12 protein-coding genes are annotated in these 13,792 nt (G+C 71.8%); 3 read left to right on the plus strand and 9 right to left on the minus strand.

The window, feature by feature from the left end:
- Positions 1–36: 36 nt before the first annotated feature.
- A complete protein-coding gene (locus tag AC1DWR_RS15450; RefSeq protein WP_477613885.1) occupies positions 37–2,553 on the minus strand; it encodes a sodium-translocating pyrophosphatase in 2,517 nt (838 codons plus the stop codon).
- Between the two features lie 154 nt (positions 2,554–2,707).
- The gene (locus tag AC1DWR_RS15455) at positions 2,708–3,052 is read right to left on the minus strand and encodes an anti-sigma factor antagonist (protein WP_477613886.1); all 345 of its coding nucleotides are present in this window, start codon (positions 3,050–3,052) and stop codon (positions 2,708–2,710) included.
- 85 nt (positions 3,053–3,137) lie between these two features.
- Between AC1DWR_RS15455 and AC1DWR_RS15460 the strand changes: the two genes are divergently transcribed.
- Together AC1DWR_RS15460 and AC1DWR_RS15465 are read left to right on the plus strand one after the other, a co-directional pair.
- Entirely contained in the window at positions 3,138–5,537 is a 2,400-nt protein-coding gene (locus AC1DWR_RS15460) for a DEAD/DEAH box helicase (RefSeq protein WP_477613887.1), read from the plus strand.
- A 107-nt stretch (positions 5,538–5,644) separates the two neighbouring features.
- Positions 5,645–6,664, plus strand: coding sequence for a hypothetical protein (locus tag AC1DWR_RS15465; protein WP_477624738.1), 1,020 nt, complete (start codon positions 5,645–5,647; stop codon positions 6,662–6,664).
- A 22-nt stretch (positions 6,665–6,686) separates the two neighbouring features.
- On the opposite strand, the gene AC1DWR_RS15470 is transcribed toward AC1DWR_RS15465, so the two are convergent.
- From AC1DWR_RS15470 to AC1DWR_RS15500, 7 genes are all read right to left on the minus strand, one after another.
- Positions 6,687–7,103, minus strand: coding sequence for an Rv3654c family TadE-like protein (locus AC1DWR_RS15470; protein ID WP_477613889.1), 417 nt, complete (start codon positions 7,101–7,103; stop codon positions 6,687–6,689).
- Positions 7,100–7,459: a TadE family type IV pilus minor pilin gene (locus AC1DWR_RS15475; protein ID WP_477624739.1), complete on the minus strand. Its 360-nt coding sequence runs from the start codon at positions 7,457–7,459 to the stop codon at positions 7,100–7,102. The genes AC1DWR_RS15470 and AC1DWR_RS15475 overlap by 4 nt, the downstream gene beginning before the upstream one ends.
- A 53-nt stretch (positions 7,460–7,512) precedes the next feature.
- On the minus strand, positions 7,513–8,127 hold the full coding sequence (locus AC1DWR_RS15480) for a type II secretion system F family protein (protein ID WP_477624740.1): 615 nt from the start codon (positions 8,125–8,127) through the stop codon (positions 7,513–7,515).
- Between the two features lie 158 nt (positions 8,128–8,285).
- Entirely contained in the window at positions 8,286–8,972 is a 687-nt protein-coding gene (locus AC1DWR_RS15485) for a type II secretion system F family protein (protein WP_477624741.1), read from the minus strand.
- An 11-nt stretch (positions 8,973–8,983) separates the two neighbouring features.
- The gene (locus AC1DWR_RS15490; protein WP_477613894.1) at positions 8,984–10,111 is read right to left on the minus strand and encodes a TadA family conjugal transfer-associated ATPase; all 1,128 of its coding nucleotides are present in this window, start codon (positions 10,109–10,111) and stop codon (positions 8,984–8,986) included.
- Positions 10,112–10,124: 13 nt separating this feature from the next.
- A complete protein-coding gene (locus tag AC1DWR_RS15495) occupies positions 10,125–10,835 on the minus strand; it encodes a CpaE-like family protein (protein ID WP_477613895.1) in 711 nt (236 codons plus the stop codon).
- Positions 10,836–11,605: 770 nt separating this feature from the next.
- Entirely contained in the window at positions 11,606–12,448 is an 843-nt protein-coding gene (locus tag AC1DWR_RS15500; protein ID WP_477613896.1) for a Fic family protein, read from the minus strand.
- A gap of 138 nt (positions 12,449–12,586) precedes the next feature.
- Between AC1DWR_RS15500 and AC1DWR_RS15505 the strand changes: the two genes are divergently transcribed.
- The gene (locus tag AC1DWR_RS15505; RefSeq protein ID WP_477613897.1) at positions 12,587–13,789 is read left to right on the plus strand and encodes a sensor histidine kinase; all 1,203 of its coding nucleotides are present in this window, start codon (positions 12,587–12,589) and stop codon (positions 13,787–13,789) included.
- Positions 13,790–13,792: the final 3 nt, after the last annotated feature.

The raw sequence follows: 13,792 nt of genomic DNA on the forward strand, positions 1-13,792 counted from the left end.
CCCGTCCGTTCCAGCAGGCGTGGGTATGCCGTGGAGCTAGCGCTTCGCCGGCTCCTCGACCGAGTCGGCAGCGTCGGCAGCGTCGGTGGCGTCGTCGACTGCCTTGCCGGGAGCGGTCTCGGCCTCGCCCGAGTCGGGCGCGGCTGCGTCGAACCTCGCGGCAGCCTCACCGTCTCCGTCGCCACCGATCGCCAGGTCGCGTGCCTTGGACACGGCGACCGCGGCGATGACGATGATGATCGCGGCGGCAGCGATGCCGTAGCGGACCACGTTGTTCTTGTCGTCGCCGATCGAGAGGGTGACGACCGCCGGGGCGATGAGCACCGAGACGAGGTTCATGACCTTGATCAGCGGGTTGATGGCCGGACCGGCGGTGTCCTTGAACGGGTCACCGACGGTGTCACCGATGACGGTGGCCGCGTGGGCGTCGCTGCCCTTGCCACCGTGGGTGCCGTCCTCGACGATCTTCTTCGCGTTGTCCCACGACCCACCGGAGTTGGCGAGGAACACGGCCATCAGGCAGCCGGTGCCGATCGCACCGGCGAGGAAGCCGGCCAGCGGCCCGATGCCGAGGCCGAAGCCGACGGCGACCGGGGTGAGGGCGGCGAGCAGACCCGGCGTCGCGAGCTCACGCAGCGAGTCCTTGGTGCAGATGTCGACCACGCGGCCGTACTCGGGCTTCTCGGTGTAGTCCATGATCCCGGGGTGCTCGCGGAACTGGCGGCGCACCTCGAAGACGATGGCGCCGGCGGCGCGGGTCACCGCGTTGATGGCCAGTCCGGAGAACAGGAACACGACGGCCGCGCCGAGCAGCAGCCCGACCAGCACGCTCGGGGTGACGATCTGCAGGTCGAACGGCGCGGCGGCCTTCTGGAGGGTCGAGGAGAACTGCGCCTGCGCGGCCTCCTGGGTCAGGGCGCCACTCTGGACCTTGGCCATCAGGTCGGTCTGGGTCTTCTGCTGAAGGGCCGTGAAGATGGGCTCGAACTTGGCCTTCCAGGCGTCGGAGTAGGAGCCGAAGAGCGCGGTGGCCGCCAGCACGGCGGTCGCGATCGCGATGCCCTTGGTGATCGCCTTGGTGGTGTTGCCCACTGCGTCGAGGTCCGTGAGGATCTGCGCGCCCTCGCCGTCGACGTCGCCGGACATCTCGGCGATGCCCTGGGCGTTGTCGGAGACCGGTCCGAAGGTGTCCATCGCCACGATGACGCCCACCGTGGTCAGCAGACCACAGCCGGCCAGCGCGATGAGGAACAGCGACAGGACGACCGAGCCACCGCCGAGCAGGAACGCTGCGTAGACGGCCGCGCCGATGATGACCGCGGTGTAGACGGCCGACTCCAGGCCGACGCCGATGCCCGACAGGACGACCGTGGCCGCGCCGGTGAGGGAGGTGCGGGCGACGTCCTTGGTGGGGCGCTTGTCGGTGCCCGTGAAGTAGCCCGTGAGCCACAGGATGACCGCGGCCAGCACGATGCCGATGATCACGGCGAGAACCGCCGAGCGGCGCGGGTCGCCGGTGAGAGCGGCAATCGTCTCGTCGGCGGAGCCGAGCCCCTTGAACGTGTCGGGCAGGTAGACGTAGGCGGCCACGCCGGAGAGCACGGCGGCGATGACAGCCGAGATGTAGAACCCGCGGTTGATCGCCGAGAGGGCGTTTTCGCCGGGCTTGACCCGCGTGATGAAGACGCCGATGAGGGCGGTGACCGCACCGATTGCGGGCACGATCAGCGGGAAGACCAGGCCGTAGGTGCCGAAGGCGGCGGAACCCAGGATGAGCGCGGCCACCAGCATCACGGCATACGACTCGAACAGGTCGGCGGCCATGCCGGCGCAGTCGCCGACGTTGTCGCCCACGTTGTCGGCGATCGTCGCGGCGTTGCGCGGGTCGTCCTCGGGGATGCCGGCCTCGACCTTGCCGACGAGGTCGGCGCCGACGTCGGCGGCCTTGGTGAAGATGCCACCGCCGACACGCATGAACATGGCGAGCAGGGCGGCGCCGAAGCCGAAGCCCTCGAGCACCTTGGGGGCGTCGCCCTGGTAGAGCAGGACCACGACGGAGGCGCCGAGCAGGCCGAGGCCCACGGTCGCCATGCCGACGGTGCCACCGGTACGGAAGGCGATCCGCATACCCGAGTCGCGGTCGCCGCCGCGGGCGGCGGACGCGACCCGGACGTTGGCCTTGACGGCCAGGCTCATGCCGAGGTAGCCGATGGCGGCGGAGAACAGTGCGCCGACGACGAAGAACGCGGACCGACCCCATCGAACCTCGGAGGTGTCGGCGGGAAGCAGGAGCAGCAGGCCGAAGACCAGGACGATGAAGACGCTCAGGGTCTTGAACTGGCGGGCGAGGTACGCCTGGGCGCCTTCTTCCACGGCAGCGCCGATTTCCTGCATCTTCTCGGTGCCGGGGTCGGCCGCCAGAACCTGCTGGCGGAAGAACACACCCATGACCAGCGCGATGATCGCAATGGCGAGCACGGCGAAGACCAGGGTGAGATTGGTGCCGTCAAGCTGCAGGTCAGCAGCGGTGGCGGCAGGCGCAAGGCGCGACATTCCATCCTCCTCGATGGGGAATCATTCAGGACCGCCCAAGGGCACGCCACGACGGCGCACCACAGAGGGGACGTTGCAGGCGAGGGTAATGCACGTCACAGGGTATGTGACGCCGCGTGAGCAGGGTCACAGAGAATTCATCACGCCGACTTCGTCAGACGTTCGACGCCTCGGAGGCCTCGTCGACCGTGGGGTAGATGTGGAAGACCTTGTCCAGACCGGTGATCTTGAAGACCTTGAGGATCCGCTCCTGGGCACTGACGATGCGCAGGGTGCCGTTCTGACCACGCACGAGCTTGAGCCTGCCGACGAGCACGCCGAGGCCCGTGGAGTCCATGAAGGTGACCTTCTCGAGGTCGACGACGAGGTCGGTGCGACCCGCAGCCACCTGCTTGTCGAGCACTTCGCGGAGCAGCGGAGCGGTGTATACGTCGATCTCGCCCGCCACGTGGACGATCGTCACGGCGCCCTGTTCGCTGCTGGAGACCGACAGGTCCACGCTCACCCCTTCTGTTGCCATCGCTGGTGCCATCACTGGTGAGCAGACGGGTGCACCGTCTGCCCTCGGGATTACGGTAGCGGCAATGTCCACCTCTGGTCCCACCGCACCCGATTCCGCCGGGACGAGCCGTGCTCCGTTCGACCCCCAGTCGGTGCTGGCCGGCCTCGCGTCGGGAGTGCGAGCCGAGCGGCTGCTGCACGTGCACGAGGTGCCCGCGCGGGCCGCATCGCTCGCTGACTGGCCCACATGGGTCGACCCCAGTGTGTATGCCGCGTGCGCCGACGCCGGGGTCACCTCCCTCTGGTCCCACCAGCGGGAGGCCGCCGACCTGGCCCACGACGGGTCGCACGTGGTCATGGCGACGGGCACGGCGTCGGGCAAGAGTCTCGGCTACCTCCTACCCGTGCTGTCCGCCGTGGTGGAAGGGGCGCTGGCGCCGTCGGGTCGCGGAGCGACAGCGCTCTACCTGTCCCCCACCAAGGCCCTCGCGGCCGACCAGCTCGCCCGGGTGCAGGCGATGGCCGTGCCAGGGGTGCGGGCCGCGACCTATGACGGTGACACCGCGACCGAGGAGCGTCGCTGGATCCGCGACCACGCCCACTTCGTGCTGACCAACCCCGACCTCGTGCACCACTCCCTGCTACCCCTGCACGAGCGGTGGGCGCCGTTCCTGCGGGCGCTGCGCTACGTCGTCATCGACGAGTGCCACACCTACCGGGGAGTCTTCGGCTCCCATCTCGCGGCGTTGCTGCGTCGTCTGCGCCGTGTGTGCGCACGCTACGGCTCCTATCCCACCTTCGTGCTCGCCTCGGCGACGGTGCGCGACCCGGCGGCCCACGCCTCGCGCCTCGTCGGTATGCCGGTCGCGCCCGTCACGGAGGACGGCTCACCTCGTGAGGCGATGACCTTCGCCCTGTGGGAACCGGGACTCCTCGGAGAGGGTGCGGGTCGCCGGTCGGCCACCTCCGAGGCGGCCGACCTGCTCGCGAGCCTGGTCTCCGGGCGGGTGCAGACGGTGGCCTTCGCCAAGTCCCGCGCCGGGGTGGAGGCCCTGGCGACCAGCGCCCGCCGGACGCTGATGGAGGTGGAGCCCGCGCTGGGAGGTGCCGTCGCGGCATACCGGGGCGGTTATCTGCCGGAGGAGCGCCGCGCGCTCGAGCGATCGCTGCGCTCGGGGGCGATCGTGGGACTCGCGGCGACCAACGCGTTGGAGCTGGGGATCGACATCAGCGGACTCGACGCCGTGCTGCTCGCCGGGTGGCCCGGCACGCGAGCGTCGTTGTGGCAGCAGGCCGGGCGCGCCGGGAGGGCCGGGACCCGGTCGCTGGCGATCTACGTCGCAGCCGACGACCCGCTCGACACCTATGTCGTGCACCATCCCGACGTGGTCTTCGGACAACCGGTGGAGGCCACTGTCCTCGACCCCGACAACCCGCACGTCCTCGGGCCGCACCTCGCCGCCGCGGCGGCCGAGCTGCCCTTGCGGGAGGCGGACCTCGCGATGTTCGGCGACCAGGCACGCGGGCTCGTGGACGCCCTGGTGGCGCGCGGGATCCTCCGTCGGCGACCGAGCGGCTGGTACTGGGCACGCACCGACCGGGCCTCCGACCACGTGTCGCTGCGGGGAGCCGGCGAGGTCGTGGGGATCGTCGACCAGCGCACCGGCCGGGTGCTGGGCACCATCGACGAGGCGTCGGCGCACACGCAGGTGCACACGGGGGCGGTGCACGTGCACCAGGGCGACAGCTATGTCGTGACCGACCTCGACCTCGACCACGGGACGGCGACCGTCGTGAGGGGCGACCCCGGCTGGAGCACGTTCGCGCAGTCGGTGAGCGCGTTCGACATCGTCAGTGCGCAGCGCAGCGTGGACTGGGGGCCGGTGCGGGTGTCGTTCGGGACGGTGCAGGTGCACACGCAGGTGACGTCCTTCCTGCGGCGGCTGGCCAGCGGCGAGGTGATCGGGACCCACCCCCTCGACCTGCCGCAGCGCACCCTCAGCACCCGCGCGGTGTGGTGGACCATGCCGGTCGAGTGGCTCGAGGCGGCCGGCGTGGGTGAGCCTGACATCCCTGGTGCCGCCCATGCTGCCGAGCACGCGGGGATCGGCATGCTGCCTCTGGTGGCGACCTGCGACCGGTGGGACATCGGGGGCGTGTCCACCGCCCTGCATCCTGATACCGGGCTGCCGACGATCATGGTCTATGACGGGCACCCCGGGGGTGCAGGCTTCGCCGAGCGCGCGTTCGACTCCTTCGAGCTCTGGCTCGACTCGACTCTCGAGACGGTCCGCTCTTGCCGCTGCGAGAGCGGCTGCCCCGCCTGCGTGCAGTCGCCGAAGTGTGGCAACGGCAACGAACCGCTCGACAAGGCCGGGGCCGTGGCACTGTTGCGGGCGGTGCTGGCCCACGCGCCACGGGGGTCCGATCGACGCCAGGTCCAGCTGCCGGCCGCGTCCGCCCTCGGCAAGGAACGGACGTGACGAAAGGGGCAAACCCGCAGGCCAGCGGCTAGGGTCGAAGCGAAGGGTGCCCCCGCACCCTTCGGACGGTGCACCACGCACCCTTGATGTGTCGGAGGTTTCGACCCGTGATCGTGTTCGGACTGATCCTTGTTCTGCTCGCCCTCGCCGCGGGTGTCGTGCTCTTCCTGGCGACCGACTCGCTCACCTCGCCGGTGGACATGGAGCTCTCCGGCTACCACTGGGGAATGACCCCGCTGGCCATGCTCGCCACCGGCGCCGTGGCGATGCTCCTCCTCGTCCTCGGCCTGGCGATGATCCGGGGAAGCATCAAGCGCAGGCGCCGTCCAATCCGTGAGGCCAAGGACGCCGAGCGTCAGGCCAAGCTCGAGGAAAGCATTCGCGCCGACGAGCGGGCCCGCGCCGAGGAGACCCACCAGAGCGCCCTCGCCGAGCGGGACCGCATCCGGGACGAGGAGTTCCAGACCCGCCTGGCCGACCATGACCGCGAGCGCGACAGCGAGCTGGCCTCGCGTGAAGAGGAGTTCGCCTCCCGCGAGAAGGCCAGCGAGGAGCGGGTGCGTGCAGACGAGCGCCGCAAGGTCGAGCAGGAGTTCGCCTCGCGGACGGCTGCTGCAGGTGCGGGCGCGGCGGGAGCTGCTGGTGTCGGGGCCGCCGCCACTGGGGCTGGTGGGCCGCGCGGTGCCCGCGACGCGGACGCTGCACCCACCGCGACCTACGCAGGCGCGGGGACGACCGACACCGACGCCACGACTGGCCGCCACTCGTCCGATGCCGAGCCGGACAGCGTGACTCCTGCCGGGCGGACCCAGTCCCATACCGGGACCGAGACCGAGACCGGGGCCGCCACCGGGACCAGTACCGGGACCAGGTCCGCCGACTCCACCCAGGTGCTCGAGCGGGACAGCGGCGACACGGTTGCCGGTGACTCACACGACGCGCACGTGTCCGATGCCCAGACCGCTGGCACTCCCGACACGGCCGGCGAGCGGACCGACGACCGGACCGAGCGGGCGGACGACGAGACCTCGAACGACAGGCCCGCCGCGGCGGACGACTCGGCGCACCCGGGCCACCGCACGGTGGCCGACAAGATCATGGGTCGCGACCCCGCGCCCCGCGACTGACCGCGACTGACCGCGAGCACCATCACGGCGACGGCCCAGCACGGGCCGTCGCCGTCGTGGTCCCGGCCACCAGTCCCGGCAGCGAGAAGCCCGCTGTCACCCTGGCCCTCACCGTGACCGAACCGTCCCCCGCCACGAAGCACCCCTGAGGCCGCGCGCCGTTCCTCGCCGTGACCGAGGCCCCGGCGGCGCAGGCCGCCCGTGGATCTGCCCCAGCCTGCAACGCCTGCGCCGCCGCCAAGGCGCCGAGGTCGGCGGCGGACCGCGCACGGTGGGTGGCGACGACCGCGCTCGACAGGGCCAGCGCGCCCACGATCAGGACGAAGGCCACCCCCACGGCCGCCACGATGACCACCGTCACCCCGCCGATCTCCCCGCGACCGTGCCGGCCGAACCCACGCCGGCCGAGCTCACCTCGGCCGAACCCACGCCAGCTCATGGCAGGGCCTCCGACCCGAGCAGGGCATCACTGGAGTCGACGTCCTCGCGCGCAGCCACCGCCTGACCCGTCGGGGACGCCCCTGACCCCAGCCACCGCAGTCCTGGGGACGGAGCTCCCCGAACCACGACCCAGACATCCCGGTCGGAGCGCGTCACGGAGAAGGCGGCCCGCGGAGGCGCGAGCCGGTGCCCCACCTCGAGGGCTACCGCATCATCGTCTCCGCGAGCGAGGGCTCGCGCCGTGGCGCGCGCGGCGTCAACACAGCGCACCTGGTCGGTCACGGTGGTGATCGCCGACAAGGCCACGACGAGCACGAGGACCAGGGCGGGGATGGCGCACTCCGCCGTGGTCATGCCTGCTTCGGTGTGCTGACGAAGCGTCGAAACTCGTTGAACCAGTTTGCATTTCACGCTGACTCCTTGGTGGTAGGTCGGGCACTGCGCCCTGTTCCAGCCGAGTTCAGCGCGTCTGCGCACCCCCCGCCAGCACTGCATCTCAGGCCTGTGCACGCGAAGCCAGGGCGGGATGCTCCCGACAGGACACCCGAGGCGAGGTTCAGGACGACGGGGACGACTGCCGTGCAGGCGAAGGCCGGCAGGAAACCCAGCCCCAGGGGCAGCACGAGCAGCACTCCGGCGCGAGCCGCCGCCCGCTCGCGCTCGCGTTCGCGCTCCTCGCGAAGCCGTGCAGCCGCCCTGTCGATGAGTGCTGCCGGGGCCGCCCCCGTCTGTTCGGACATGTGGGTCGCCAGCGCAGCCGGCCGCCAGCCCGGTCCCGCGTAGGACCACGCTTCGCGGGCAGGACGTCCCCAACGCAGTGCTGCGACGACCGCCGCCAGCTCGCCGCGCACCCGACCGGTCGACGCCGCCTGGACCTGGTGCAGGGCCTCGACCAGCGGGAGGCCAGCGCGAAGGGCCAGGCTGATGAGGACCAGCGCATCGGCCACTTCGTCCGACGACGCGAGGTGGCGCCGTCGGGTGGGTCTCCGGTCGCGGAAGAAGGCGACGGTCGGCCAAGCCACGATGCCCGTCGACGCATGGTGCCGATCCCCTCCCGGCCCTCCTTGCGGTCCAAGCCCTCCTTGCCGTCCAAGCCCTCCTTGCCGTCCAAGCCCTCCTTGCCCAGACCGGCTCGGCCACAAGGCCGTGGCCAGCCCGACCAGGAGCAGGGCGAGCAGCGTCATGTCGCCCGACGGAGGATCCGGCGACTCCACCACCAGGCCCCGGCGGCCAGGGACAGCCCGAGCACGAGACTGCCTGTCGCGGCGGGCGACGAGAAATAGAGTGCGCCAGGATCCACCCCGACCGCTGCACCGACGAGGGGACCGCTCGCGGGGAGCAGGCACAACACGGCCATCGAGGCTCGCGGGCCTGCGGCGGCGCTGGCGAGCCGCTGTCGTCCGCGCTCCCGCGCCCGCAGGACTCCCTCACACGAGTCGAGCGCCTCGGCCAGCGGCGCCCCGGTCCGTTCGCTGAGAGCCCAGGCTCGCCCCACGAACTGCAGATCGGCGCTGCCCTGGGATTGGGCGTGACGCAGCCACACCTCGGCCGCCGGCGCGCCCGCCCGCGTCGCCTCGACGAGGTCTCGCACCAGGCGGGCGAGCACGGGGTCGTCGGCGCAGCTCGGCTCGGCCGCAGCCAGAGCAACCGCTGGAACGACCCCGGCACGCAGAGGGGCAGCGACGGCCGCGACGAGCTCGGCGAGAGCCGCGTCGAAGGCCACTCGACGAGACCCACGGCGCCATCCGCGGCTGCGAGCGACGCCGGCGGGTCGGATCTCGTCGCCTCCCTGGCCGCCCTCCCGCATGGGCAGATGACTGCGGGAGACGGGCCACAAGGTCGCGGCGGCGACCAGCAGTCCGGCCATCAGGGCGATCCTCACACCCGTCCTCCGGTCAGGGTGGCCAGCCGGGCCCATCCGGGGCCCTGGCGTCCGGAAGCGACATCCAGCGCGAGGTCGCAGACCGTCTCGTCGCCGGTCCACCTGATCACCGACAGGGAGGCGACCCGCCGCCCTCTCACCCCGCGTTCGACGTGGACCACCGCTTGCACCGCGCTGGAGAGCTGGGTCTGCACGGCGTCCCTCGGCATCGCCGCGAGCGCACCGAGTGCATCGAAGCGGCGTGGCACGTCCGCAGGCGCGTTCGCGTGCAGGGTGCCGCAGCCGCCCTCGTGGCCGGTGTTGAGGGCCGCGAGCATCTCGCGCACCTCAGCCCCGCGCACCTCACCCACCACGAGCCGGTCGGGTCGCATGCGAAGGGCCTGCCGGACGAGGTCGACGAGCCCCACCGCGCCCTGACCCTCGATGTTGGGTCCACGACCCTGGAGCCGCACGACGTGAGGATGGGCCACGGCCAGCTCGCGGACGTCCTCCACGACGACGATCCGCTCCGCCTCGGGCACCTCGGCCAACATGGCCGCGAGCAGGGTGGTCTTGCCGCACCCGGTCCCACCGCTGACGACGAAGGAGCAGCGGCCGAGCACCAGGCCGCGCAGCAGCTCCTCGACCGCACCATCGAACATGCACCGAGCCCGCAGTGCCCCCAGCCCGACCCCGGAAGCACGAGGCACCCGCAGGCTCACGTGGGGGCCGCCGTCGACCAGCGGCGGGAGGATCGCGTGCAGCCGGATGCCGCTGGGCAACAGGCCGTCCACCCACGGCTGGCTCTCGTCCAGTCGTCGCCCGGCAAGCCCCGCGAGCCGCACGGCCAACCGTCGCGCTGCCGACGGTTCGAGGTCGACATCGGCCCGTTGCACGCCACCCCTCCCCCGATCGAGCCACACCGAGCCGTCACCGTTGACGAGGACGTCCGTGACGTCGGGGTCGGCGACACAGGCCTCCAGGGGGCCGAGTCCAAGGACCTCGGAGGCCAGCACGCTGCGCGCGGACTCCACGCCCCCGTCGCCGAGTCGGGCAACGTCGGCCGCGGCGACATCGGTCACCGCAGCCGAGTCTGGTCCTTGGCCACGGCGGATCCGGTCCACGATCAGAGCCTCCTGGCTCATCGGCCCACCGTCCTCACGCGCCCACCGGGTGCTCGGACCGGGCGTCCGGCGCCCCGGCTCCCAACAGTGAGTCGGCCAGGGCCGACAGCACCCCCGAGGAACGACTGCCCGGAGTACGACCGCGGTCCGCGTCGGCCGCGATCCGCGAGTCATCGCGAAGCGTCCCCACCAGGGGCAGGTCGAGGTGGACCGCCACCTCCTCGGGGCCGACCGGGTCGCCTCGACCCGTCCTCACGACGAGGACCGCAGGACGACCGAGCTCGTGGACCACCTCGGCCAAGGTCATCGCGTCCGCGAGGTGGCGCGAGGACGTACCCACCACAACCACCAGCTCCGTGCACCGGTTCGCCAGCCACAGGGAGCAGCCGAGGTCGACCACGGCCACACCACAGACCCGCGCCAGGGCCGCCACCGCGGCGCCCACCACGTCATCGCTCAGCCCTGGGTAACCACCGGAAAGGACTCTGGTCGTCGCCTCACTGGGCAGGGCCCGCAGCAGCGCTGCTCCGTCGAGTGCACCCTGCGCTGCCGCCAGGTCTGGCCAGCGCAGGCCGGGCAGGTGCTCGAGGCAGGCCGTCACATCCAGGGCACCGCCGTCGGGCGCTCCGTCGATGGCCACCGTGGCGCCCACGCGCGGACCGGCGCGCACCGCGAGCGCGACAGCCAGGGTCGACACCCCCAGCCCGCCTGACGCGCCGATCACGCCCATCACCCTGTGGTCCATGCCCGTCAGCCTGGGCCTGCGCATTCACCGGAGCCACCACCACGTGGCGTCCTGTGGACCCATCCGCCAGGCCTGTCGCCGCTGTGGACGAGCGCAGCCACCACGGCGCCGTTCCGGCGCACCTCAGAAGCCTTGCACGAGGCAGGGTTGGAAGAGGCTGCCTTGCAGCAGGCTTCATTGCAGGAGGCTGCATTGAAGGAGGAAAGGGGACGGCCCCGGTCGGGGGGACAACCGGGGCCGTCGACGCGCCAAGCTCCGGGGGGGAGGAGCCGGTGCGCCGATCCGCTCTACCCACAAGGGGGAGCGGACGTCTTCATGGTGGACCATTTACCCTTCAACCGCAACTCGATCCGGCGCGTTTCGGGGCGAGTTTTGGCGTCGCGTCGCAGCGACAGACGCCCATCGCGCGCAAACCGCCACGAACCGAAGGATGGCACCCCGCGCAGCGGGGTGCCATCGCACCGTGATCCGCCACGGGTTACCAGGCGTGCATTCTGTAGTTGTCGCACCGGGACAAGCCCGTCACGATCGGTCCACCAGTGGACTGCCCGCGCGTGGGTGCCCGATGGAGTCACGGTGGTCGTCGGCCTCACGACCGTCGACTTGCCTCCATGTGTACCCCCGCTCCGGGGCAAAGGAAAGCCTTGACTTCCGGGCGAAGCAGGAAATCCAATACGTCGGGCGAAGCAGGAAATCCAATACGTCCGGGCGACGCAGGAAATCCAATGCCTCACCTGTCCGTGGGTGCCGCGCGTGTCCCCACGAACGGGTCAGGTGAGCCGCCCCGCACGCACCGCGTCGCAGATCTGTTCGCCTTGCGCCGCGCCCGCCACGATGGCGTCGGCGCAGTGCCCGATCCACAGTCCCAGCCCCTCCGGACTGCCGGTTCCGTATGCCGCGAGCGCGCCGAGATAGGCCGGCCCGCCTTGGGTGGCGTGCCCAGCTTCGGTGACGACGACCCCGGTGGGGTCGAGCCCGGTGGCCTGCACCAGGGCGCGCTCGACGGCCCGCGCCACGACGCCGTTGCCGCGAACGAAGGGGCGCAGGGTCGCGATCTCCGCGTGGGCCAGCGCCGCGACGACCAGGGCCGGCACTGCGGAACCTGCCGTCATCACACCGACCAGGAGCTCGAGCCGGTCACGCAGCTCGCTCGCACCCGGGGCCGCCCCGAGGTCGAGGAGCTCCGCGCTGGACTCCCCCTCGATCCGGGGCCGACCCAGCTGGTGGTCCGGGAGGAGGCCCGAGGCTGCGGCGACGTGCAGCCTCGCAAGGGCCTGGAGGGGGGCGCTGGCGACCAGGCTCCGCACGTGCTCGCTCTCGGCGGTGGCGGTCACCGCTCCGCGGGCCACGCGTTCGACAGGGTCGGGCTCGAGCGGCCACTGGGCTGCGCCGCGCATGACGTCACGCACCAGGTCGAGCGGCACCGTCGCGCCCTCCAGCGCCGCGCTGGCCTGGGCACCTCGCACCCGCGACTCGGCCGCAGCCTCGGGGATGCGGCGTCGCAGCGCCTCGTGCCAGCGCAGCCGCTCACACGCCTCGCGGGCGGCTGCGATCTTCTCCGGGACCCCGGGCAGGTCGGCGAGGGGGCGAAGCGAAGCGATGACGTCGACCACGGGGAGCAGCCTAGGCGTTGGCCGATCCGCTCCGAGCCCGCGATCAGGCCCTGCGCTCGTGATGAGGCCCTGCGCTCGCGATGGCGCTCAGGCCCGCGATCCGGCTCGGAGGCCACGACTCCGCCTAGAGTGCGCGATGTGTCGGGCAGCTTCAACCTCCCCACCGCGATCTTTGTCGCGGGCGCCATGGTGCTGGTCTACGCCCTGGTGCGGCTGGTGCGTCATGGCCGCAACGCCGCCCGGGGTTTCGTCTCCGAGGTCGACCACGCCACGCACGCCACGCTCCACACCGCCTCGATGGCAGCCCGCCACCTGCAGGACGGCCTGACGGCCGAGGGCACGACCAAGGCCGCCAAGCACCTGCGCGAGCTCCTGGGGTCCCCGGGGGTGGCCGTCTGCGATGCGAGCGGGCTGCTGGCCTGGGACGGAGCGCCGGAGCACCACGCCGCCGACGCACCAGGACACGCGGAGGAGGTGCTCCGCACCGGGCGAACCATCGTCCTGCGGGCCGGCCAGGTGCAGTGCCCCGACCCCGACTGCCCCGCCAGGACGGCCGTGATCGCGCCCGTGGTCACCGGTGAACGCGTGGTCGCCGCCATCGCGGCATACGGTCCGCACGCCTCGGCCGGTCTCGCCCGGGCGACGGAGGAGGTCGCGGGGTGGATGGCCACGCAAGCCGAGCTCGCCGACCTCGGCCACCAGCGCACCCGCACGATGGAGGCCGAGCTGCGCGCGCTGCGCGCCCAGATCAGCCCCCACTTCATCTACAACTCACTGGCGGCCATCGCCTCCTTCGTACGGACCGACCCCGAGCGCGCCCGTGAGCTGTTGCTCGAGTTCGCCGACTTCACGCGGTACGCCCTGCGCCGGGGAGGTGCGTTCACCACGCTGGCCGAGGAGCTGCGCAACGTGGAGCGGTACCTCGTGCTCGAGCAGGCGAGGTTCGGCGACCGGCTGCGGATCTCGTTGTTGATCGCCCCGGAGGTGCTGCCCGTGACGGTGCCCTACCTGGCGATCCAGCCCCTCGTCGAGAACGCGGTCCGGCACGGGCTGGCCTCGAAGGAGGGCGGTGGCCACGTCAGCATCTCCGCGAGCGACGAGGGCGCCGAGGCCGTCATCACCATCGAGGACGACGGGGTGGGCTCGGACCCGCAGGCGATCAGGAGCGTGCTCGACGGCGGGGCGGAGGGCGACAACGTCGGGCTGGGCAACGTCGATGCGCGCCTGCGGCAGGTCTACGGCGACGACTTCGGCCTCGTGGTCGAGACCGCGCCCGGAGCCGGGACGAAGGTCACATTCCGGGTGCCCAAGTACGCCCCCGGGGTCCATCCCACGTCGTAGGCT

This window comes from Pedococcus sp. P2_E2, from assembly GCF_056403955.1.